Source organism: Thermoactinomyces sp. FSL K6-2592 (assembly GCF_038006465.1).
GTDB lineage: Bacteria > Bacillota > Bacilli > Thermoactinomycetales > Thermoactinomycetaceae > Thermoactinomyces > Thermoactinomyces vulgaris.
In genome coordinates, this window is the sequence record NZ_JBBOVH010000001.1 from 1,196,757 (window position 1) to 1,217,497 (window position 20,741).

26 protein-coding genes are annotated in these 20,741 nt (G+C 50.4%); 24 read left to right on the forward strand and 2 right to left on the reverse strand.

The features are described from left to right. Positions 1 to 2: 2 nt before the first annotated feature. The 3 genes from thiT to spoVM all read left to right on the forward strand — a co-directional run bounded on the left by thiT (position 3) and on the right by spoVM (position 1,484). On the forward strand, positions 3 to 551 hold the full coding sequence (thiT, locus tag NYE37_RS06370) for an energy-coupled thiamine transporter ThiT (RefSeq protein WP_037994880.1): 549 nt from the start codon (positions 3 to 5) through the stop codon (positions 549 to 551). Beyond that, positions 552 to 1,214, forward strand: coding sequence for a thiamine diphosphokinase (locus NYE37_RS06375; RefSeq protein WP_037994878.1), 663 nt, complete (start codon positions 552 to 554; stop codon positions 1,212 to 1,214). 183 nt (positions 1,215 to 1,397) lie between these two features. After that, complete coding sequence (gene spoVM, locus NYE37_RS06380; RefSeq protein WP_037994876.1) at positions 1,398 to 1,484, forward strand: stage V sporulation protein SpoVM; 87 nt, start codon at positions 1,398 to 1,400, stop codon at positions 1,482 to 1,484. Between the two features lie 50 nt (positions 1,485 to 1,534). Here the strand turns inward: spoVM and rpmB are convergent, their stop codons facing one another. Continuing rightward, entirely contained in the window at positions 1,535 to 1,723 is a 189-nt protein-coding gene (rpmB, locus tag NYE37_RS06385) for a 50S ribosomal protein L28 (protein WP_037994875.1), read from the reverse strand. 215 nt (positions 1,724 to 1,938) lie between these two features. Here rpmB and NYE37_RS06390 point away from each other — a divergent pair, with 215 nt between their 5' ends. The 10 genes from NYE37_RS06390 to coaD all read left to right on the forward strand — a co-directional run bounded on the left by NYE37_RS06390 (position 1,939) and on the right by coaD (position 10,677). Further along, a complete protein-coding gene (locus NYE37_RS06390; RefSeq protein ID WP_037994873.1) occupies positions 1,939 to 2,304 on the forward strand; it encodes an Asp23/Gls24 family envelope stress response protein in 366 nt (121 codons plus the stop codon). Positions 2,305 to 2,315: 11 nt separating this feature from the next. Then, the gene (locus tag NYE37_RS06395; protein WP_037994871.1) at positions 2,316 to 3,998 is read left to right on the forward strand and encodes a DAK2 domain-containing protein; all 1,683 of its coding nucleotides are present in this window, start codon (positions 2,316 to 2,318) and stop codon (positions 3,996 to 3,998) included. A 12-nt stretch (positions 3,999 to 4,010) separates the two neighbouring features. Next, positions 4,011 to 4,880 (forward strand): DegV family protein, encoded by an 870-nt coding sequence (locus tag NYE37_RS06400; protein WP_340711878.1) that lies wholly within the window; start codon positions 4,011 to 4,013, stop codon positions 4,878 to 4,880. Between the two features lie 31 nt (positions 4,881 to 4,911). Continuing rightward, the gene (gene sdaAB / locus NYE37_RS06405; protein ID WP_037994867.1) at positions 4,912 to 5,568 is read left to right on the forward strand and encodes an L-serine ammonia-lyase, iron-sulfur-dependent subunit beta; all 657 of its coding nucleotides are present in this window, start codon (positions 4,912 to 4,914) and stop codon (positions 5,566 to 5,568) included. 61 nt (positions 5,569 to 5,629) lie between these two features. Further along, positions 5,630 to 6,514, forward strand: a complete 885-nt coding sequence (gene sdaAA, locus NYE37_RS06410) for an L-serine ammonia-lyase, iron-sulfur-dependent, subunit alpha (RefSeq protein WP_037994864.1) — start codon at positions 5,630 to 5,632, stop codon at positions 6,512 to 6,514. Continuing rightward, positions 6,511 to 8,562 carry an ATP-dependent DNA helicase RecG gene (recG, locus tag NYE37_RS06415; RefSeq protein WP_037994861.1) on the forward strand — a complete coding sequence of 684 codons (2,052 nt, stop codon included), beginning with the start codon at positions 6,511 to 6,513 and terminating at the stop codon, positions 8,560 to 8,562. Before sdaAA ends, recG begins: the two co-directional genes overlap by 4 nt. Positions 8,563 to 8,702: 140 nt before the next feature. Continuing rightward, positions 8,703 to 9,014: a hypothetical protein gene (locus NYE37_RS06420; protein ID WP_037994860.1), complete on the forward strand. Its 312-nt coding sequence runs from the start codon at positions 8,703 to 8,705 to the stop codon at positions 9,012 to 9,014. A gap of 82 nt (positions 9,015 to 9,096) precedes the next feature. Next, on the forward strand, positions 9,097 to 9,324 hold the full coding sequence (locus tag NYE37_RS06425) for a hypothetical protein (RefSeq protein ID WP_037994859.1): 228 nt from the start codon (positions 9,097 to 9,099) through the stop codon (positions 9,322 to 9,324). Between the two features lie 305 nt (positions 9,325 to 9,629). Further along, positions 9,630 to 10,217 (forward strand): 16S rRNA (guanine(966)-N(2))-methyltransferase RsmD, encoded by a 588-nt coding sequence (rsmD, locus tag NYE37_RS06430; protein WP_037994856.1) that lies wholly within the window; start codon positions 9,630 to 9,632, stop codon positions 10,215 to 10,217. Beyond that, the gene (coaD, locus tag NYE37_RS06435; RefSeq protein WP_037994855.1) at positions 10,186 to 10,677 is read left to right on the forward strand and encodes a pantetheine-phosphate adenylyltransferase; all 492 of its coding nucleotides are present in this window, start codon (positions 10,186 to 10,188) and stop codon (positions 10,675 to 10,677) included. Before rsmD ends, coaD begins: the two co-directional genes overlap by 32 nt. An 8-nt stretch (positions 10,678 to 10,685) precedes the next feature. Here coaD and ylbJ read toward each other — a convergent pair whose 3' ends face one another. Next, positions 10,686 to 11,930 carry a sporulation integral membrane protein YlbJ gene (gene ylbJ / locus NYE37_RS06440; protein WP_037994853.1) on the reverse strand — a complete coding sequence of 415 codons (1,245 nt, stop codon included), beginning with the start codon at positions 11,928 to 11,930 and terminating at the stop codon, positions 10,686 to 10,688. A 118-nt stretch (positions 11,931 to 12,048) separates the two neighbouring features. Here ylbJ and NYE37_RS06445 point away from each other — a divergent pair, with 118 nt between their 5' ends. The 11 genes from NYE37_RS06445 to fabF all read left to right on the forward strand — a co-directional run bounded on the left by NYE37_RS06445 (position 12,049) and on the right by fabF (position 20,739). Then, positions 12,049 to 12,855: a patatin-like phospholipase family protein gene (locus NYE37_RS06445; RefSeq protein ID WP_049720266.1), complete on the forward strand. Its 807-nt coding sequence runs from the start codon at positions 12,049 to 12,051 to the stop codon at positions 12,853 to 12,855. Further along, on the forward strand, positions 12,839 to 13,879 hold the full coding sequence (locus NYE37_RS06450; RefSeq protein ID WP_049720265.1) for a SepM family pheromone-processing serine protease: 1,041 nt from the start codon (positions 12,839 to 12,841) through the stop codon (positions 13,877 to 13,879). The genes NYE37_RS06445 and NYE37_RS06450 overlap by 17 nt, the downstream gene beginning before the upstream one ends. Before the next feature lie 55 nt (positions 13,880 to 13,934). Next, a complete protein-coding gene (locus NYE37_RS06455; RefSeq protein ID WP_049720264.1) occupies positions 13,935 to 14,450 on the forward strand; it encodes a YceD family protein in 516 nt (171 codons plus the stop codon). Between the two features lie 53 nt (positions 14,451 to 14,503). Next, a complete protein-coding gene (gene rpmF, locus NYE37_RS06460) occupies positions 14,504 to 14,686 on the forward strand; it encodes a 50S ribosomal protein L32 (RefSeq protein WP_082240639.1) in 183 nt (60 codons plus the stop codon). A gap of 143 nt (positions 14,687 to 14,829) precedes the next feature. Beyond that, complete coding sequence (fapR, locus tag NYE37_RS06465) at positions 14,830 to 15,408, forward strand: transcription factor FapR (protein ID WP_037994849.1); 579 nt, start codon at positions 14,830 to 14,832, stop codon at positions 15,406 to 15,408. Next, entirely contained in the window at positions 15,408 to 16,382 is a 975-nt protein-coding gene (plsX, locus tag NYE37_RS06470) for a phosphate acyltransferase PlsX (protein ID WP_340711879.1), read from the forward strand. Before fapR ends, plsX begins: the two co-directional genes overlap by 1 nt. 18 nt (positions 16,383 to 16,400) lie before the next feature. Then, positions 16,401 to 17,390 (forward strand): beta-ketoacyl-ACP synthase III, encoded by a 990-nt coding sequence (locus NYE37_RS06475; protein ID WP_037994845.1) that lies wholly within the window; start codon positions 16,401 to 16,403, stop codon positions 17,388 to 17,390. 19 nt (positions 17,391 to 17,409) lie between these two features. Beyond that, complete coding sequence (gene fabD, locus NYE37_RS06480; protein ID WP_049720263.1) at positions 17,410 to 18,357, forward strand: ACP S-malonyltransferase; 948 nt, start codon at positions 17,410 to 17,412, stop codon at positions 18,355 to 18,357. 17 nt (positions 18,358 to 18,374) lie between these two features. Beyond that, the gene (gene fabG, locus NYE37_RS06485) at positions 18,375 to 19,115 is read left to right on the forward strand and encodes a 3-oxoacyl-[acyl-carrier-protein] reductase (protein WP_049720262.1); all 741 of its coding nucleotides are present in this window, start codon (positions 18,375 to 18,377) and stop codon (positions 19,113 to 19,115) included. 57 nt (positions 19,116 to 19,172) lie between these two features. Beyond that, positions 19,173 to 19,412, forward strand: coding sequence for an acyl carrier protein (gene acpP, locus NYE37_RS06490; protein ID WP_037994838.1), 240 nt, complete (start codon positions 19,173 to 19,175; stop codon positions 19,410 to 19,412). Positions 19,413 to 19,497: 85 nt separating this feature from the next. Beyond that, positions 19,498 to 20,739, forward strand: a complete 1,242-nt coding sequence (gene fabF, locus NYE37_RS06495) for a beta-ketoacyl-ACP synthase II (protein WP_037995103.1) — start codon at positions 19,498 to 19,500, stop codon at positions 20,737 to 20,739. Positions 20,740 to 20,741 lie beyond the last annotated feature (2 nt).

Genomic DNA, 20,741 nt, shown 5'->3' on the forward strand with positions numbered 1-20,741 from the left:
AAATGGCGGGCAAAAAACTGGTCACAATGATTGAAATCGCAATGATGGCTGCAATTGCCATAGTACTTCATAAGTTGATGATTCCGTTTCATTTATGGCCCAACGGTGGTTCGGTGACCTTTTCCATGGTTCCGATTGCGGCAGTGGCTTTTCGCCGCGGGGCCAAAGCGGGGGTCATTTGCGGAGGAATCACCGGGTTGTTGTTATGGATGTTGGGAGGCACTGTGATTCATCCGGCTCAGGCCGTTCTGGACTACCCGCTTGCTTTCGGGGCCTTGGGGGTTGCCGGATGGGTCCGGATGGGTGAAGCAGCGAAAAGGCCATTGCTCTTCCTTTCTTTGGGACTTCTCTTGTCCGGCGGATTGCGGCTGACGGCCCATTTCCTGTCCGGGGTTATTTTTTTCAAAGCATTCACTCCCGCCGGCCAATCCGTCTATCTGTATTCGCTGGTGTATAACCTGTCGTACATTTTGCCGGAAGTGATCCTGACCTTCCTCATCATGGCGGGAATTTGCCGGTCGGCGCCGCAACTGATCAGAAGACAGGGATAGATGGTGAAGAGATTGGAAAAAAACAGGGTGGTTGTGATTGCCGGCGGTGATTTTACCCGTTTTGAGGCGGGACTCATTCGTCCGGAAACGGATCTGATTATTACGGCGGATGCAGGGGCCATGAGCCTGGAAGCACACGGATTGGTTCCGGATATTGCCGTGGGGGATTTTGACACCACGGGCATTGGCTATATCGAAACGTTGAAGCAAAAGGGAGTGCGGGTTATTCCGCTTCCCGCCGAAAAAGAAGTGACCGATTTACATTTTGCTCTCCTTTGCGCCATCCGGCAAAAACCGAACGAAATTTTGATCCTGGGAGCGCTGGGCGGAGACCGGGCGGACCATATGCTGGCCAACATCGGATTGTTGGAATGGTTAAAGGAAGAGGGCAAAAATGCAACCATGCTTCATCCTGCGAACCGGTTGCGGTTGCTTTCGGGACCGGGAAAGATGAGGATAGACAGCAAAGATTTTCAATATGTTTCGTTGCTTCCGGTTTCCCGGAAAGTGACCGGGATTGAGACGGACGGATTGAAATATCCGCTCAAAAAGGAAACGTTGTACCGGGGACGAACCCGGGGGATCAGCAATGAGTTGGTGAAAGTGCCGGCTTTCGTTTCGGTTGAAAAAGGGATTTGTTTGGTGGTCGAAAGCCGGGAATAAACAAAACCTGCGGTGTGCCGCAGGTTTTTCTTGTTTCGGGAAGAAAAATTCAGGCTCGTCTTTCAGGATTTTTCCGGAGGTTCTAGGTACACATTCTCATCTATAGAATATAAATAAGTTGAAAAATAGGGTATTCTTCCTTTTGTCGATCCTGGTGAATTGTTGAAATGAGGGGTGATCCTGGTGAAATTTTACACGTTTAAATTGCCGAAGTTTTTGGGCGGGATGGTAAAAGTTATCCTGGCCGCTTTTAAAAAAGATCCGCAATAAAAAAAGAAACCACAAAAAAAGCACCTCTTCACGGTGCTTTTTTCCTGGCATTATACACGGGTAACCTTGCCGGATTTCAATGCGCGGGTGCTTACGTACACGCGCTTTGGTTTTCCGTCTACAAGAATGCGGACTTTTTGGACATTGGCGCCCCATTTTCTCCGCGTTTTGCGGTGAGAATGGCTTACTTTATTTCCAGCATGCCCTTGTTTTCCGGTTACAAAACAACGACGAGCCATGTCGACACCTCCTGTTTCTCACTCGTTCCAACCGATGAAACGTTACCAACCGGTAACTTTATGGACTAAACACCTGGTCATTTTAGCATACCTCCCCGCTGCTTGCAAGGAGTTGACAGGTTCAGTATGATGAATATTATTGCTCTTTTATTCGTTATGTTAATATTGTACAATTGACCTAGCTGGAATAAGTACCTCATTTGGGAGGAATCAAAATGAGCGTTGAAATAGCCACACAACTTGGACAGATTGAAGTGACCAATGATGTGATTGCCACGGTTGCCGGGATCGCGGCAATGGATTGTTACGGATTGGTCGGCATGGCATCACGCAGTCAATTGAAAGACGGGATTACGGAATTATTGCGAAAAGAGAACTTGAGTAAGGGAATCGAAGTCCGTGAAGAAAACGGCGAGATTGTGATCGATCTGTACATCATTGTCGGCTACGGCACCAAAATTTCGGAAGTGGCGAGTAATGTGCAGTCAAAAGTGAAATACACGCTCAGTGAAATTATTGGAGTCAAAGCCAATAAAGTGAACATCTTTGTACAAGGTGTTCGACTGGTGAATGAAGAGTAAGGAGGAGCATTGTGACAAAGCAACAAATCCATACATCACAGTTTTTACAGATGATGCGGGCGGGTGCCAGGGCACTCAACAAAAACGCAGAAAAAGTGAATGCATTAAACGTCTTCCCCGTGCCTGACGGTGATACGGGAACCAACATGAGTTTAACCATCAGTTCCGGTGTCAAAGAGATGGAAAAAGCTTCTGCAACCGCCGGGACCGTTGGGGAATTGGCGCAAGCGCTCGCAAAAGGTTTGTTAATGGGAGCACGAGGAAACTCCGGCGTGATTCTTTCTCAGCTATTTCGTGGTTTTTCCAAAGCAGTGGCGGATAAGGAGTTTATTTCGTCTCACCAGCTGGCCGATGCGTTTCAGCGAGGGGTCGATACGGCTTACAAAGCAGTGATCAAGCCGGTGGAAGGAACCATTCTGACCGTGGCGCGCGAAGCGGCAGAGGCTGGAAAGAAACAGGCGCTTGCGGCCGATGATCCGTCCGTTGTGATGAATACCGTTTTAACCGAAGCAAAAAAAGCGTTATCAAAGACCCCGGAGTTCTTGCCCGTGTTAAGGCAAGCCGGGGTGGTGGATGCCGGTGGACAAGGCTTGGTCTATATTTATGAGGGAATGCTTGCCGCCTTGAGAGGGGAAGAGGACGATGCTTCCGAAGTCCTCCCGGATGATCTGTCGTCCATATCGGATCTGGCTCATGAGTCGGCGCAGTCCAAATTGGATCCGGCTGACATTCAGTTCGGATATTGCACCGAATTTATGGTGAACCTGATGACGGACCGCCGGGAAACCGAAGTCTTTGAGGAGGCGGAATTCCGACGGGCATTGGAGCAATTTGGGGATTCCATCTTGGTCGTCTCCGATGACGAGCTGGTGAAAGTCCACATTCACGCCGAATATCCCGGAGACGTGCTGAACTTTGCAATGAAATTCGGCGACCTGAAAAAAATCAAAATTGAAAATATGCGCGAGCAATATGACGATGTGGTCAACAAAACACCGGCACCGAAGGCCAAAGCGGAAGAAAAGCCGGCTGAAAAGACTCCATATGGCATTGTGGCCGTCGCGTCCGGGAAAGGAATTGCGGACATTTTCCGTTCGATGGGCGCGGATGTGGTGATTGAAGGCGGCCAAACAATGAATCCGAGCACGGAGGATTTGGTTCGTGCCGTGGAACAACTCCATGCAGAGCATGTGATTATCCTCCCGAATAATAAAAATATTATTTTAACCGCAGAACAAGTGGGAGAAGTGGTGGGCCAGCCGGTGCATGTTTTGCCGACACGCACGATTCCGCAGGGGATGGCAGCGTTGTTGTCTTTTGATGCAACCGTTTCGCCTGAAGAAAACAAGGAGAATATGACGGAAGCTTTCCAAGAAGTGAAATCGGGCGAAATCACCGTGGCTGTACGTGATTCCCAAGTGGATGGGTATCAGATTGAGCAAGGAAATTATCTTGGCATCCTGGAAGGCAAAATCGAAGTCGTCGACAAGGACTTAAAGCAAACGTCCTTGGCTTTGCTGGCTGACATGATTGAAGAGGACACGGACATTGTGACGATCTTCTATGGAGAAGCGTTGGAAGAAGCTGAGGCACAAGACCTGGTGCAAACCTTGGAAGATCAATATCCCGATGTGGAAATCGAATTGTATGACGGCGGTCAGCCGGTTTATTACTACTTGTTTGCGGTTGAGTAAGGGGAGGATCAAATGGGGAACGTTAAAATCATTACAGACAGTACGGCAGATATTCCCAAGTCACTTGCAAAAGAATTGGACATCACGGTCATCCCGATCAATGTGCATTTGGAAGGGGAATCTTATCAGGACGGAATCAACATTACTCCGGATGAGTTTTATCTGAAAATGAGCCGGACGGATCAATTGCCAACCACTTCACAACCTTCTCCGCTGGATATTGTCAGCGCGTTTAAACGAGCCGTTTTTGACGGGGCCAAAGAAATCATATCTTTTCATATTTCATCGAGAATGAGCGGGACTTATCAATCTGCTTTGCTGGCAAAATCAATGGTGGAGGAAGAATATCCCGATGTCAAAATTGAAGTGGTTGACACCAAAACCGTCACCTACTGTTTGGGGGTGATTGTCGTTCTGGTGGCGCGTGCCGCCAAAGAAGGCAAGCCGTTTTCGGAACTGTTGTCCATGGCGATGAAGATCCGGCAGGAACAAAAATTGCTTGCTTTGGTCGATACCCTGGAATATTTGCATAAAGGCGGCCGGATCGGAAAAGCGGCTGCCTTTGTCGGTACCTTGTTAAACATCAAGCCCATCATTACTGTCAATGATGACGGGGAAGTGGAAGCTGTTGATAAGGCGCGGGGAAATAAAAAGGCGGTCCAAAAAGTGTTTGACGGTTTGAAAAAGAAAGCGTCGGGCCGTCCGGTTGCCTTGGCGGTGATCCATGCAGCCAAAAGAGAGCAAGCGGAACAATGGATGGCACGGGCTCAGGAACTGTTTGACATCCGGGAACAACATGTAGTGGATATCGGGCCTGCCGTGGGGACACATGCCGGGCCCGGAACCATCGGCTGCATCATTGTGCCCCTGGACCGGCTGTGAGCCGGGAAAGCAGTCTGAAGAGGTGGAGTTTATGAAATATCGGACGGTTTTTGATATTATCGGCCCGGTGATGATCGGGCCGTCCAGTTCCCATACGGCAGGTGCAGCCCGTATCGGCAGAGCGGCACGGACCATTTTCGGACGAAAACCGAGCCGGGCAGAGATTACATTGTACGGCTCCTTCGCCAAAACTTACCGCGGCCACGGGACGGATGTCGCTTTGGCAGGCGGATTGCTCGATTTTGACACTTTTGACAAGCGGATGGTGCATGCGCTTCAAATCGCCGAACAAGAAGGCATAACAATCCGCTTTCATGAATCCGATGAAATCACGGACCATCCCAACACGGCCCGGATCCGGCTGGAGGACGAAGCGGGAAGTCTGGAAATCGTCGGGGTATCCATCGGTGGCGGAAAAATGGAAATTGTGGAATTAAATGGTTTTGAACTTCGTCTGTCAGGGAACGGGCCGGTTTTGTTCGTATTGCATCAAGACAAATACGGAGCGGTCGCGCGTGTTGCCGGTGTCCTTGCCGAGCATCAAATTAACATTGCATTTATGCAGGTGTCGCGCAAGGAAAAAGGTTTGCAGGCACTGATGTCCATCGAGACGGATCAACCGGTGGACGAAAAGGTGCAAGCGGAAATTCGCGACTTGGAGGATATCCATGCTGTAACGGTTTTATAGTTTCACCACCGCCGTTTCTTCACAGATGACGGCGGTTTTCTATGAAAAGGGGGTTTCGTTGATGAGATTTCGTACCGTGAGGGAATTGACAGAAGTGGCTCAAACCCTGAAAATCCCGATCTCCGAAGTGATGATCCGGCATGAGGAGGAAGTGATGAATCGTCCGCGGGCAGAGATCGTGGAGGAAATGGGAAAAAATCTGGATGTGATGACAGAAGCGATCGAACGGGGATTGACGGAAGAAATTCGGTCTCACAGCGGCATTACCGGTGGCGATGCGAAAAAAATCCGGGAATACCGGAAAAAAGGCGTGTTTTTATCCGGCACCACGGTTTTGGATGCGGTTTCAAAGGCCACGGCCGTGTCCGAAGTGAATGCCGCCATGGGAACGATTGTCGCAACCCCAACTGCCGGAGCTTGCGGGATTTTACCCGGAGCCATTCATGCAGCGGCTGACAAATTGCAATCGGACCGGGAAACGATGGTTCGCGCTTTATTTACAGCCGGGGCCATCGGATTTTGCATTGCCAATAATGCATGTATTTCCGGAGCCGCCGGGGGATGTCAGGCTGAAGTGGGTTCAGCGACCGCCATGGCCGCCGCCGCTGTGGTGGAGATGGCCGGAGGAACCCCTTCGATGTCGGCAGAAGCGGTTGCCATTGCGTTAAAAAACATGTTGGGGCTGGTTTGCGATCCGGTTGCCGGTTTGGTGGAAGCGCCCTGTGTGAAACGAAATGCCATGGGGGCTTCCATTGCGCTGGTTGCGGCAGATATGGCGATGGCCGGAGTGAAGAGTGTGATTCCTGCCGACGAAGTGATTGATGCCATGTACAAAATCGGCCAATCCATGCCGGCCGCCTTGAAGGAAACGGCTCTGGGAGGGCTTGCGGACACTCCGACGGGAAGGGCATTGGAACAGCGGGTTTTCGGGAATTCCGGAAAATGAAGAAACTGAAAGAGATTTCCGTGGAAGTTCTTCCCGGAGTGGGGAAACAGAAAAAAGAAGCCCTTGCCGAGTTGGGGATCCATTCGATCGCTGATTTATTGTCCTATTTCCCATATCGTTATGAAGACTATCGACTGAGCGACTTGTCTGAAGCCCGGCATGAAGAGCGGGTCACGGTGGAAGGGCAAGTTTACGGGCAACCAAGTGTTCGTTGGTACGGAAAGAAAAAATCAAGAATGACGCTGAAACTCCTGGTTCGAGGCATTCCCGTCCAAGTGGTTTGGTTTAACCAGGCGTTTTTAAAAGATAAACTGCAAGCCGGCAAAACGATTGTCGTCTCCGGAAAATGGGACCGGAACCGGATGCAACTGACAGCGGATCGCACGTGGATCAGTCCGTCGGAAATCGAAAAATATGCCGGCCGGTTTGAACCGGTTTACTCCGTCAGCGGAAAAGTCAAGGTGAACTGGCTCCGCAAATTGATTCATTCAGCCTTTCAAGCGTACGGACAGGAGATCGGGGAGATTTTGCCGCATGCATTAAGGAACAAGTACCGGTTGATTCCGCGGGCCACCGCCATGTATTATCTGCATTTTCCCAAAGGAAAAGAAGAAGGGAGACAGGCGCGGAGGCGCATGGTTTACGAAGAGCTGTTTCTGTACGAATTAAAAATCATGTGGTTGCGCCGGATCCACCGGACGAAGGGAAAAGGGCTGGCGCATGCGTTTCCGGATGAAAAAGTGGAGCAATTCATCGCCGGACTTTCCTTTCCCTTGACCGGAGCCCAACAAAGGGTGACACGCGAAATTCTCAATGATCTCCGCGAACCGGTTCAGATGAACCGCCTGCTGCAGGGGGATGTTGGTTCCGGAAAAACGGTTGTGGCCGCCATCGCGTTATATGCCAATTATTTGAGCGGGTATCAGGGGGCAATCATGGTGCCCACCGAAATTTTGGCGGAGCAACACGCTTCTTCGTTGCAGGGGTTATTGTCTCCTTGGGGGTTAAATGTGATTACGCTGACGGGAAGCATGACGGCGCGGGAAAAAAGAGAGGCGCAAGGCCAAATCAAGATGGGGCTTGCGGATGTGGTCGTGGGGACCCACGCTTTGATTCAGGAAGTGGTGGAATTCCGGAAATTGGGCTTGGTTATTACCGATGAGCAACACCGTTTCGGGGTGAAACAGCGGGCGATGTTCAGGGAAAAAGGGGAAGTGCCGGATGTGTTGCACATGACGGCAACGCCCATTCCGCGGACGCTGTCCATTACAGTGTTTGGCGAAATGGATGTTTCCACGATCGATGAGATGCCAAAGGGAAGACAACCGGTCGATACGTATTGGGTAAAAAAAGAATTGTGGCCGCGCATCGTGAATTTTATCCGGAAAGAATGCCAAAACGGGCGGCAAGCCTATGTGATTTGCCCGCTGATCGAAGAATCGGAAAAACTGGACCTGGAAAATGCGCAAGAAGTGTTTGAACAGCTTGTGACCGAGTTGGCGCCCCTTCGGGTCGGATTGTTGCACGGGCGCATGTCGCCAGCGGAAAAAGAAGAAGTGATGCGTTCGTTTGCCGAAAATGATGTGCAGGTTCTTGTATCCACCACCGTGGTGGAAGTCGGAGTCAATGTTCCCAATGCTACCGTCATGGTGATTTATGATGCCGACCGGTTCGGGCTGGCTCAGTTGCATCAGTTGCGCGGCCGTGTGGGCCGGGGAGGGGGGGCTTCCACCTGTATTCTGGTGGCCAACCCCAAATCGGAAACCGGCAATGAGCGGATGCGGATTATGACCGAAACCACGGATGGATTTGAGATTTCCCGACGCGATTTGATGCTGAGGGGGCCCGGCGATTTTTTGGGGGTGAAGCAAAGCGGGCTTCCTGATTTTAAAGTGGCGGATCTAAACCAGGATTTGACCGTTTTGGAATACGCCCGCGCCGATGCGGCGGAATATGTCAGCCGCGATGATTTTGCGACCTCGGAAGAAACCAAACCTTTATATGAATATCTGTGTGCACAAAACCTGACGGAAGTCAATTTTGACTGAAACAGGTCTGAAACCGGTCATGGATGGCCGGTTTGTTTTTTTATCACAAACTTTTTCTTGCCGAAGACATAAGATATATTGTTCGAAACCGATCCGCCGACGGGTAAAGGTGGTGGATATCACGGCAGGAGGAGTGTTTTATGAATCAGCGTGACGCTTTTTATGTGGAGCTGGCAGAGGAGATCAACCGGACAGTCGGCAGAAATGCCGTTTCTCCCAAAAAAATTAAATCCTTGATCAAACAGGCCAAACAAATTCGCAGATCTTACGGCAAGATGGGGCTTTGGGCTTTTGCCCGGGAATTGCCCTGGCAGATCTTCACCCCCCGGGAAATCGACCGTTTGCAACGTTCGCCGCGTTGGCATGAATTATCCAACCGTTTTGTGGATGCGATGGTGATGGAAGGGGTCATTACTCCGATTGAAGCCAACATGATCCGCCGTTATTTGTAAAAAAGCATGGGCCTTTCAATCAGACGGATGCCGGGGTGTTGTCATATCGTATAGAGAAATCCAAGTGGAAAGGAGGAGAAGGATGGGAAAAAGAAATCGGGCAAAGAAAAAAGCGATTCGCAAGGCGAAGGCCCCTTCCGACAAAGTTGACAATCTGAAGGTCGAAGAAAATTGGGATGATCCCAAGCCGGAAGAAGCAGCACCGGTGGCTGTCAACGAATGGGAAGAGGACTGGTTGTTCGGGGATTTGTTTTTGCAACCGGAAGCAGATGAGCCGGCAGAACGCAAAGACTTCGAAGAAGAAAGATAGGATCGTTTCCATGCAAAAAAAAAATGGCTCGCCTCAATAGCGAGCCCCATGTTTCTTACGCATCCATGCGTAAGTCTTCAATGGGAGAGGAGAAACCGGAGGAAGAGCTTATTGGGGAAACGTAAGTCTTCTCCGCGGTTGACAGCATCGCAGCAGATGCTGTCATCATTTATGATTTCCATTTTTCGGGCGTTCATACCTCTTCTTTGAATGTTTTTTACAGATTTTCTTTTGCCGGTTCTTTATGGTAGGATAAGAAACGTAATGCATTCATAATCCATTCATAAAGTCAGGTGTAAAATGATATGCGAATCATTGCTGGAAAAGCCAAAGGAACCCGTTTGAAAATGGTTCCCGGCAAGCATGTTCGCCCGACGGCAGATCGTGTCAAAGAATCCTTGTTTCAAGTGATCGGTCCTTTTTTTGATGGCGGCATGGCCCTGGATTTGTTTGCGGGCACCGGCGCATTGGGGCTGGAAGCTTTGAGCAGGGGATTGGATAAAGCCGTTTTCATCGATTCTTCGCGGACAAGCTGTGATGTGATCCGGATGAATGCCGGTGCTTCCAAATTAAGCGATTCCGTTGAGGTTTACCGGAATGACGTCCAACGGGCGTTGCCGCTTTTAAAAAAGCGCCGTTTACAATTCGATTATATTTTCTTGGATCCTCCTTATAAAAAAAATTTACTGGCTCCCACGATTGAAAAGATTTCCAAGCACGGGTTGTTAAAAGGGGATGGCTTGATTGTTGCCGAACATGAGGCGGAATGCGTTCCCCCGGAAGAGATAGGGGCTTTCCGACGTTATCGCTTGCTAAATTACCGGGATACATCGATTTCTTTATACGAATGGGGTGAGCCGAGTGAAAGTGGCAGTATATCCGGGAAGTTTTGACCCGATTACGTATGGCCATTTGGATATCATTGAGCGCGGAAAAAAAGTGTTTGACAAGATCATCGTGGCTGTCCTGATTAATTCTTCGAAAGATCCATTATTTTCAGTAGAAGAAAGAACGGAAATGATCCGGGAGGCGACCCGGCATCTTTCCAATGTCGAAGTGGACAGCTTTAACGGCCTGTTGGTCGATTACTTGAAAAAAAGAAATCCCCATGCCATCTTACGCGGCCTTCGGGCGATTTCCGATTTTGAGTATGAATTGCAGATTGCCTCCATCAACCGAAAATTAAACGACAAGGTTGAAACCTTTTTTCTGATGACAAGCAACGAACATTCCTTTATCAGCTCGTCGATGGTCAAAGAAGTGGCCCGATACGGGGCGGATGTCAAAGATTTGGTTCCCGGGACCGTGGAGAAAGCGCTCAGAAAAAAATTCAGTGAAAAATTTGCCCGCTGAAACCAGGATCAGCGGGTTTTGTTGTAACGGAAGGATTGGGCGACGGCTTTCGTTTCCTGATAAACCAGCGCCAAAAACCAAATCAGGGTGACGGTGACCGCAAAACCCTGTAAGATTCCCCAGACGGAAAAAGCCACTGGGGAGGTGACCGGGTGAAAGACGGAAAGAATGGTTGTGTCATTTTGCAGAGAATAATTGAAAAACGGAAAAATGATGATGGTGATCAGTGCCGCAAGGAACCCGTGCAGGATTTTGGCGGCAAAGTAAGGATAATACCGGATGTCTGTCCGGCTGATCATGCTGGCGATTTGGGCATGGATGGAAAGGCCGTTCCATCCGATGATCAAGCTGACAATGGCCAATTTATAAAGAATCGGGACGGACGGGTCGACGGAACTGGCAACTTGCGAACCGACGGTGATTTCAAACAACCCGGCTAAAATGGATTCGGACAGTTCCGGCGGAAATGAAAAAAAGGTCAACAGATTGGAGATGCCTTTCAATAGCGGTGCCGTGACCCCCACATAGTTGATCAGATGGGTCAACACGGAAAACATCATGATAAACCCGCCGATTAAAAGCAAGGTCTGAATGGCGGATGTGACGGATTGCCCGATGAGTTGCCCCAGTGTCCGGCCGTCTTGAATCCGGGCCCGGTGCATTGCCGCCATGGCACGGGTCAAAATAAACCCTTTCTTGATGCCGGGGGGAGGGGTCGGCGTGGCTTGTTTTTCATAAAAGCGCATGGAAAATCCGACGATAAATGCGCTGATGTAGTGGGCAACGGCCAGGATCAAGCCGACGGATTTATTTTCAAAAAAACCAACAGCCACCGCTCCGAAAATAAACAAAGGTCCGGCGGTGCTGGTAAAGGATATCAAACGCTCCCCCTCTTCTTTGGAAACCAGATTTTGTTCCCTTAAACGGGCGGTCAGTTTGGCGCCCATGGGGTTGCCGGAAATCAAGCCCACGGCCATGACAAAAGCACCGGCACCCGGAACACGGAAGATGGGGCGCATCAAAGGCTCCAACAATACGCCGAGAAAATGGACCACTCCGAAGCCCATCATCATTTCCGCCGTGATAAAAAACGGCAACAATGCAGGAAAAACGACGTCCCACCAAATATGTAATCCTCTTAATGATGATTTCACGGCTTGCTCCGGGTACATGACCAGGATCACCGCGATGAATAAAGCGACGGATGCCAGCAAAACGGTTTTTAATTGACTTCGGAGAAGGGCTGGATTCATATGCATTCTCTCCTCACAGTAGCTGCATCAATACCATGTCTACGCAACGGGATGGTGGATTAGACCGCTTTGTCCAAATGTTTCGGAAATGCAGATGAGAAAGAAAGGTGGGAAAGGGATGACCAGACCCAAAATCGGATTGGCTTTGAGTTCGGGAGGGGCCAGGGGGTTTGCCCATTTGGGCGTTTTGAAAGTCCTGAAAGAAGAGGGTATTCCCGTCGACTGTGTGGCCGGAAGCAGCATGGGAAGCATCATGGCTGTTCTTTTGGCCAACGGCCTGGATCTTGACATGTGCGAAAAACTTGCTTGTTCTTTAAAAAGAAAATATTGGCTTGATTTTACGGTTCCGCGAAAGGGATTTGTCCCGGGGGAAAAGGTGAAAGCGTTGATTTGCCTGCTTGCACATCATAAGAAATTGGAAGAATTGCAGATTCCGACCGCGATTGTGGCCACTGATCTCGTTACAGGGGAACCGGTTGTGTTTACCGAAGGGCCTGTCGATCAAGCGGTTCGGGCCAGCATTTCCATTCCGGGCATTTTTGAGCCGGTGATCCGGGGAGATCAGGTGCTGGTCGACGGAGGGGTGGCGGACCGCCTGCCCGTTTCGGTGGTGAGAAAACTGGGGGCTGATTTCGTGATCGCCGTGGATGTCATCCCGAGGGCGCCGCAAGCTGAGATCCGAAATATTTTTGATGTAATTACACAAACTTTAATTATCATGGAAAAACAAATAACCGGCCAAAAACGGTCAACCGCCGACTTTTTGATCCATCCGGATGTAGGGGACATCCAAGTGACATCTTTTTCCAGGGTGGAAGAATGCATCCGGCGGGGGGAAGAAGAAGCCAGAGCCCAAATCGACAAATTGAAAGAACGAATCCATCACTGGCAAGGAGAGAAAGCATTGAATGAATTCATGGACTAAACGGGAACGGATTCCTGTCATTGCCTTCATCGGACTGGTGGCGGTCATCGGAGCCCTGTTTCTTGTTCCCATCCCGTATTACACGATTTCGCCGGGATCGGCTGAAGATGTGAGTCCGTTGGTGAACGTAAAGGGGCATCCGCCTGATGAGCAGGGGGATTTTTATCTGACGACGGTCTCGATGAAGGAAGGGGTCCTGATTGATTATCTGTACAGTTTCCTGTCCGGGAATGTGGATTTGATTCCCGAAGAGAAAGTGCTGGCCGAAGGCGAGTCGGACGAAGACTATGAACGCAGGCAAGCGGAAAGCATGCAAATGTCACAAAATCATGCTGTGATCGCCGCTTACCGGTATGCCGGGAAACCGGTCACGGTCCGGGTGCGGGGAATCGAAGTTTTGCGTTTGATCGACGGGTCCGGCGGGCTTGAGGAAGGGGACCTGATTACGCAAATCGATCATCAACCCGTCCGGTCGGTGGAACAGTTGACCGGTTACCTCAGCCGGAAAAAAGCCGGGGAGAAGGTTCATGTCCGTGTCGTCCGCCAACAAACCCCCCGGGACCTTCTGGTCCGATTGACTTCCCTGCCGGCAACGAAAGGAAAAGAAAAAGCCGGCCTCGGCATTGTGCCCGTTTTAAAAACCGAAATTCAAACCGATCCTTCTGTCCGGATTGACAGTGCAAAAATCGGAGGGCCTTCAGCCGGGTTGATGTTTTCCCTGGAGGTGTTAAACCGGTTGATGCCGGAAGATTTGACCCGTGGTTACCGGATCGCGGGCACCGGCACCATCTCGCCGGACGGGCAAGTCGGGCAAATCGGGGGCATTGAGTATAAAATCACGGCGGCGGCCGAAAAAGGGGCGGAACTCTTTTTTTGCCCCGCAGACAAAACCCCTGCTGACCAAAATGAAAAGTTGGCAAAAGCGACGGTGAAAGCAAAGAAATTTCCGATGAAAGTGATCCCGGTCCGTTCTTTAAACGAGGCCGTGGAGTATTTGAAACGGTTGCCAAGTCAAAAACATTGACAGAGATTGGTTTGATATCTTATAATAACCCTGTTTTTATACAAGGAGTGGAATTATGCAGATTTCTCTGCACCAATTAAACCAGGCAAAAGATGGGCTGTTGTTTGTAGAGGATACGATTCACTTGACATTGGATGAAGAAGTATCCGGACTTGAACAATTAGCGCCGGTTGACGTGAAAGCCCGTGTGGAGATGGTTGATCCTCATTTTTTTGTTGCCAAAGGGGAATTATCAACCACCGCTGTGTTTTCTTGCGCCAAATGTTTGAGTGAATTCAAGCAGGAAATCAAAGCGAGCTTTGAAGAACATTTTACAGATGATCCGCACCGGGCCGTGGAATCCGAGGAGCAGGAAATTCATTTGGCCGATGAAAATAAACTGGATTTGACTCCGTTTATTCGGGAAGCCTTGTTGCTCCAATTTCCTTATATTCCTGTGTGCCGGGAAGATTGCAAAGGGCTGTGTCCGGAATGCGGAAAAAACCGGAACACCGAATCGTGCCGGTGCCGGGTTGAAAAAATCGACCCCCGGCTTGCGGTTCTGGGGGACTGGTTTCAAAATGATGCGTAACAGTATATGAAACTTCCCGGGCTTGTGTTACATTCTTAGAGGGGGTGAAACAAATGGCAGTACCTTTTCGGCGTACATCTAAAACGCGTAAACGCAAACGTCGTACTCATTACAAACTTTCTGTACCGGGTATGGTAAATTGCCCGCAATGCGGAGCACCCAAATTATCCCACCGCGTATGCAAAGAGTGTGGATATTATAAAGGCTCTGAAGTGGAAGGAGTCGTGAACGACTGATTCACGGGCTCCAAAGACAACAGGACTGGCGCTTTGGTTCGCCAGTCTTTTTTTTGTTGTCAAATGACTCTTTTTTTTATATACTGAATTAGTACCAGGTATTAATAATTGATCATAAAAACGGGAAAGGTGGTGACTCCGTTATGCGGTTATCCAAAAAAGAACGGCAACAGCAAGTGATCCGGGCTTTTGAAGACGAACCGTTCTTGACGGATGAAGAATGTGCCAAACGATTTGGCGTGAGTATTCAAACCATCCGTTTGGACCGGTGGGAGCTGGGGATTCCGGAATTGCGCGAACGTATCAAGCACATGGCTGAGAACCATTTGGATCGTGTCCGGTCCTTGTCGTTGGATGAAGTGATCGGTGACGTGGTGGATTTGCAGCTCGACCATAGCGGAGTTTCCATCCTTGAAATAAAAAAGGAGTATGTTTTTGCACGCAATCACATTGCGCGGGGGCATATTCTGTTTGCTCAAGCCAATTCGCTGGCCATCGCCGTTGCCAACGCGGAAGTCGCCCTGACCGGGGCGGCGGGAATCCGTTTTGTCAGACCGGTTTATCTGGGGGAAAAATGCATTGCCAAAGCCAAGGTCGTCAAAAAATTATCTTCCCGGTTGCAGGTGGACGTGCTGACAAAAGTGAACGGCGAAACCGTTTTTCAAGGCACATTTGATGTGTATTGCCTGGAAGATAAGGAGCTTGTTAAGGAGGAGCTTTGATGCGGATAGCAATTGATGCACATGGAGGAGATCATGCTCCGGACGCAGTGGTGGAAGGGATCAGACAGGCGAAAGAAAAATGGCCGGATTTAAAGATCATTTTAATCGGCCTGAAGGACATGGAAGATCAATTGGCCTTGGATGGCGTTGAGTTCCGGCTGGTGACGGAAAAAATCGAACCGGAAGACAAACCGACCCAAGCCGTTCGGCGGAAAAAAGATTCTTCCATCGTTGTGGGTTGCCAGATGGTCAGAAAGAAAGAGGCCGATGCGTTTATCAGCGGGGGAAACACCGGTGCGCTGATGGCGGCGGGTTTTTTCCACGTCGGCCGGTTGAAAGGAGTCGACCGTCCCGCACTGGCTCCCGTTTTTCCGACCCTCAACGGAAAAGGAATTCTCGTGTTGGATGTCGGCGCAAACCCGGAGGCCAAACCGGAGCATTTAAGGCAGTATGCGACGATGGGAAGCATTTATGCCGAAAAGGTGTTGGGTTTTGAGTCTCCGCGTGTCGGGTTGCTCAATATCGGGACCGAAGAGGGGAAAGGAACAGAACTTACCCGGGAAGCCTATGCGCTGATCGAAAAAGATTTGGCAGCCCGGTTTGTGGGAAATGTGGAAGCCCGCGACATTTTGGAAGGGCCTTGTGAAGTGCTCGTCTGTGACGGTTTTACCGGAAATGTGCTTCTGAAAAACACCGAAGGGGTGGCCAAAGCGGTTTTTGGCCGTTTGAAACAGGAACTCACGGCCAATTTGATGACAAAGTCCATGGCGGCCTTGTTGAAACCGCGCTTGAAAAAGTTTGCCCAAGCGATGGATTACAAGGAGCATGGAGGAGCTCCGCTTTTGGGGCTTAAGGGGCCCGTGATCAAAGCGCACGGTTCTTCCGATGCCAGAGCCTTTTGTAATGCCATCCGGCAAACACGCCGTTTTTTGCAACACGATGTGATTTCGCGGATGGAAGAGGAATTGTCTTAGGAAGAGAGGAGCTGGAAAATGAGGTCAGTGGGTATATTGGGAACGGGATCCTATTTGCCGGAAAAAGTGTTAACCAATGCCGATTTGGAGAAAATGGTGGATACCAATGATGAATGGATCGTAAGCCGGACAGGCATTCGTGAGCGCAGGATTGCGGCTCCGGAAGAAGCTTCTTCCGATTTATCCGTCAAAGCGGCGGAAAAAGCACTGAAAAAAGCCGGGATCCGTGCCGAGGAGCTTGACATGATCATCGTCACGACCGTGACACCGGATATGAATTTTCCGGCGACGGCTTGCTTGGTGCAAGACCGGCTCGGTGCCAAAAAAGCAGCCACGTTTGATTTGTCGGCCGCATGCACCGGTTTTATTTACGGAATATCAACAGGTGCACAGTTCATTGCAACGGGTGTATACAAATATGTGCTGGTGATCGGGGTGGAATGCCTGTCGCGCATTGTTGACTGGACCGACCGGAACACTTGTGTGTTGTTCGGCGATGGTGCCGGAGCCGCGGTGCTCGGTCCGGTGGAAGAAGGATATGGTTTCTTGTCTTTCGAATTAGGAGGAGACGGTTCGGGAGGCAATTTGTTGAATTTGCCGGCGGGAGGATCCCGTCTTCCGGCTTCTGAGAAAACCATCCGGGAGCGCCTTCATTATGTGCATATGTCCGGACGGGAAGTGTTTAAATTTGCGGTGCGCGTGATGGGAAATGCCACGGAAGAAGCACTGGCCAAAGCAGGTTTGTCAAAAGAAGACATCGATTTTCTTGTTCCTCACCAGGCGAATATTCGCATTATCGATTCTGCAGTGAAACGGCTGGGCCTGACCGAAGACAAAGTGGTTGTGAACCTGGACCGCTACGGGAACATGTCATCCGCCTCGATTCCGGTTGCTCTCGATGAAGCGGTGGAACGCGGACTGATTAAAAAAGGGGATACGATGGTTCTCTGCGGTTTTGGCGGCGGCCTGACCTGGGGGGCAACCGTTTTGAAATGGGCGTTGGATTAAAGAAGAGGGAGGAATCCGAGTGAGCAAGATCGCCTTTGTTTTTCCGGGCCAAGGTTCGCAAAAAACCGGCATGGGATTGGAAATATACAAGGCCACGGAGACCGCGAAACAAGTATTTGCCGATGCGGACAAAACGTTGGGGTATGCCTTGTCGCAACTTTGCTTTGAAGGGCCGGGAGAACAGCTTCGCTTGACGAAAAACACACAGCCTGCCATCCTCACGACAAGCATCGCCTTGTGGAAAGTGCTGGATGCGCAGTTGGACCGAAAACCGGATTTTGTAGCCGGACACAGCTTGGGGGAATATTCCGCATTGGTGGCTGCAGGCTCCCTTTCTTTTGCGGATGCCGTTCTCACTGTACATAAACGCGGAACCTACATGGAAGAAGCGGTTCCGGCCGGAGAGGGGGCAATGTCTGCCGTAATGAACCTGGATCGCGACAAACTGGTGGAAATTTGCAAAGAAGTGTCGCACGAAGGACACGTGGTGGAACCGGCAAATTTCAACTCCCCGAACCAGATTGTGATTTCCGGTCACCAAGCGGCGGTCAAAGAGGCAGGGGAAAAAGCGGTGGAAGCCGGGGCGCGCCGTGTGATTCCGCTTTCGGTCAGCGGACCGTTCCACTCTTCGCTGATGCAACCGGCCGCAGACCGTTTGGCGGACCACCTGGCATCGGTTCCGATCCGCGAGGCGAAAGTGCCGGTGGTGGCCAATGCCACGGCACGGGGAGTGACGGATTCCGAAGCGATTCAGCAACTGTTGGTGCAACAAGTGGCTTCCCCGGTTTTGTGGGAAGACAGTGTGCGATACATGCTGGAGGAAGGGGTCACCGTCTTTGTCGAGATCGGAGCCGGTAACGTATTGTCCGGACTGATCAAAAAAGTGGACCGGAAAGTCAAGACCCTCTCCGTTCAGGATCCGGAATCGTTAAAACAAGCGGTTGAAACCTTACAATCTCTCAAATAGGGAAGGAGAGACTGCGGATGTTGACAGGGAAAATTGCATTTGTGACGGGCGGTTCGCGCGGGATCGGACGAGCCGTGGCGCTGTCTTTGGCCGATGCCGGTTGCGACGTGGCCGTCTTTTACGCGGGAAACCATCAGGCTGCGGAAGAAACGGTGGCGGCCATCAAAGAAAAAGGGCGCAATGCCGTGGCGGTTCAAGTTGATGTTTCCAAAGCGGATCAAGTGGAACGCGCTTTTAAGAAAGCGGAATCCACTTTGGGGAAAGTGGATATTTTGGTGAACAATGCCGGCATCACGCGGGACAACTTATTGATGCGCATGAAAGAAGAAGACTGGGAACAGGTGATTGACACCAACTTGAAAGGGGTCTTCCTGTGCACCAAAGCTGTTGCCCGCACCATGATGAAGAAGCGGAGCGGCCGGATCATCAACATCAGTTCCATTGTCGGCATTGTCGGCAACCCGGGACAAGCCAATTACGTCGCGGCCAAATCCGGAGTGATTGGGATGACCAAAACGATTGCAAAAGAACTGGCCGGCCGCGGGATCACCGTGAATGCCGTGGCACCGGGTTACATCGATACCGACATGACCAGCCGGTTGGATGACACGATCAAGGAGCAGATGTTATCCGCCATTCCGCTGGGCCGGTTTGGCAAACCGGAAGATGTGGCGGAAGTCGTCAAGTTTTTGGCTTCCGATGCCGCCGCTTACATCACCGGTCAAACCATTCAGGTGGATGGCGGCATGGTCATGTAATCCGTTGATTGCTTGTCCACAATCAAATGCGTATAATACGAAAGGGAGGTGAAAGAAATGGCAGAAACAACGTTAGAACGAGTGAAAAAAATCATTGTGGAAAACTTAAGCGTTGAACCGAGTGAAGTAACGTTGGAAGCAAACATCAAAGAAGATCTCGGTGCAGACTCTCTCGATGTGGTGGATCTCATCATGGAACTTGAAGATGAGTTTGACATGGAGATCTCCGATGAAGAGGCTGAAAAAATCGCCACGGTCGGAGATGTCGTGGAATACATCGAAAAAAACCAACAATAAGCATTTTTTGTACTTATTCTAAAGTCCCGTATCATGCGGGACTTTACACACCTAATCGTATGAATGAGGAAAGGCGGTGGACCAGATGAACCGGGTTGTCATCACTGGTCTTGGAGTCATTTCTCCTCTGGGCAATGATATTGATACCTTTTGGAATCATTTGATTCAGGGAAAATCCGGAGTGAGTACGATCACGCGGTTTGATACTTCGGATTTTGCAGTCAAGATTGCTGCGGAAGTGAAAGATTTTAATCCATTGGATTTTATGAATAAAAAAGATGCCAAAAGAATGGACCGCTTTGTCCAATTTGCCGTGGCCGCATCCAAAATGGCTCTTGAGCATGCCGGACTGGACATGGACAAAGTGGAAAAAGAACGGGTCGGCACTTACATCGGCTCGGGAATCGGCGGACTGGAAACGTTGGAGGAACAGCACAAAGTCATGATGAAACGGGGACCGCGGCGGGTCAGTCCTTTCTTCGTTCCCATGATGATTGCCAATATGGCATCCGGTATCGTTTCCATTCAAATCGGGGCCAAGGGACCCAACAGCGCGGCCATTTCGGCATGTGCCACCGGAACGCACTGTGTCGGCGATGCTTTTAAAATTTTGCAACGCGGCGATGCAGACGTCATGATCGCGGGTGGAACCGAAGCCACCATTTTGCCGATGGCAGTTGCCGGTTTTTCAGCGATGGGGGCATTGTCCACCAACAATGAGGCTCCGGAAAAAGCCAGCCGTCCGTTTGACAGGGACCGTGACGGATTTGTCATGGGGGAAGGCGCCGGCGTGTTGGTTCTGGAAACCTTGGAACATGCACAAAAACGTGGAGCCAACATCATTGCGGAAGTTGTCGGATACGGCATGACTGCGGATGCTTATCACTTGACAAGTCCTGATCCGGAAGGGGACGGGGCAAAACGCAGCATGCTGATGGCTGTCAAAGATGCCGGACTGGAGCCGGAAGATGTGGACTACATCAATGCACACGGCACGTCCACCGATTACAATGACAAATTTGAAACCATGGCGATCAAAGGCGCATTTGGCGAGCATGCCAAACGTTTGGCCATTAGCTCGACCAAATCCATGACCGGCCATTTGCTGGGGGCAGCCGGCGGCATTGAAACCATTGCAACGGCACTCGCCATTAAAGAAGGCATTGTTCCGCCGACCATCAACTTGGAAAATCCGGATCCGGATTGTGATTTGGATTATGTTCCGAATGAAGCGCGGAAAATGCGGGTGCGTGCGGCCCTGTCCAATTCGCTCGGATTCGGGGGGCATAATGCAACCATTGCCTTGAAAGAATATCAGGAGGCATAAGG

Excerpts from the sequence above, each read along its gene's own strand:
- thiT (WP_037994880.1), top strand. The coding sequence starts at position 3 with ATGGCGGGCAAAAAACTGGTCACAATGATTGAAATCGCAATGATGGCT.
- NYE37_RS06375 (WP_037994878.1), top strand. The coding sequence starts at position 552 with ATGGTGAAGAGATTGGAAAAAAACAGGGTGGTTGTGATTGCCGGCGGT.
- rpmB (WP_037994875.1), bottom strand. The coding sequence starts at position 1,723 with ATGGCTCGTCGTTGTTTTGTAACCGGAAAACAAGGGCATGCTGGAAAT.
- NYE37_RS06390 (WP_037994873.1), top strand. The coding sequence starts at position 1,939 with ATGAGCGTTGAAATAGCCACACAACTTGGACAGATTGAAGTGACCAAT.
- NYE37_RS06400 (WP_340711878.1), top strand. The coding sequence starts at position 4,011 with ATGGGGAACGTTAAAATCATTACAGACAGTACGGCAGATATTCCCAAG.
- sdaAB (WP_037994867.1), top strand. The coding sequence starts at position 4,912 with ATGAAATATCGGACGGTTTTTGATATTATCGGCCCGGTGATGATCGGG.
- sdaAA (WP_037994864.1), top strand. The coding sequence starts at position 5,630 with ATGAGATTTCGTACCGTGAGGGAATTGACAGAAGTGGCTCAAACCCTG.
- recG (WP_037994861.1), top strand. The coding sequence starts at position 6,511 with ATGAAGAAACTGAAAGAGATTTCCGTGGAAGTTCTTCCCGGAGTGGGG.
- NYE37_RS06420 (WP_037994860.1), top strand. The coding sequence starts at position 8,703 with ATGAATCAGCGTGACGCTTTTTATGTGGAGCTGGCAGAGGAGATCAAC.
- NYE37_RS06425 (WP_037994859.1), top strand. The coding sequence starts at position 9,097 with ATGGGAAAAAGAAATCGGGCAAAGAAAAAAGCGATTCGCAAGGCGAAG.
- rsmD (WP_037994856.1), top strand. The coding sequence starts at position 9,630 with ATGCGAATCATTGCTGGAAAAGCCAAAGGAACCCGTTTGAAAATGGTT.
- ylbJ (WP_037994853.1), bottom strand. The coding sequence starts at position 11,930 with ATGAATCCAGCCCTTCTCCGAAGTCAATTAAAAACCGTTTTGCTGGCA.
- NYE37_RS06445 (WP_049720266.1), top strand. The coding sequence starts at position 12,049 with ATGACCAGACCCAAAATCGGATTGGCTTTGAGTTCGGGAGGGGCCAGG.
- NYE37_RS06450 (WP_049720265.1), top strand. The coding sequence starts at position 12,839 with ATGAATTCATGGACTAAACGGGAACGGATTCCTGTCATTGCCTTCATC.
- NYE37_RS06455 (WP_049720264.1), top strand. The coding sequence starts at position 13,935 with ATGCAGATTTCTCTGCACCAATTAAACCAGGCAAAAGATGGGCTGTTG.
- rpmF (WP_082240639.1), top strand. The coding sequence starts at position 14,504 with ATGGCAGTACCTTTTCGGCGTACATCTAAAACGCGTAAACGCAAACGT.
- fapR (WP_037994849.1), top strand. The coding sequence starts at position 14,830 with ATGCGGTTATCCAAAAAAGAACGGCAACAGCAAGTGATCCGGGCTTTT.
- plsX (WP_340711879.1), top strand. The coding sequence starts at position 15,408 with ATGCGGATAGCAATTGATGCACATGGAGGAGATCATGCTCCGGACGCA.
- NYE37_RS06475 (WP_037994845.1), top strand. The coding sequence starts at position 16,401 with ATGAGGTCAGTGGGTATATTGGGAACGGGATCCTATTTGCCGGAAAAA.
- fabG (WP_049720262.1), top strand. The coding sequence starts at position 18,375 with ATGTTGACAGGGAAAATTGCATTTGTGACGGGCGGTTCGCGCGGGATC.
- acpP (WP_037994838.1), top strand. The coding sequence starts at position 19,173 with ATGGCAGAAACAACGTTAGAACGAGTGAAAAAAATCATTGTGGAAAAC.
- fabF (WP_037995103.1), top strand. The coding sequence starts at position 19,498 with ATGAACCGGGTTGTCATCACTGGTCTTGGAGTCATTTCTCCTCTGGGC.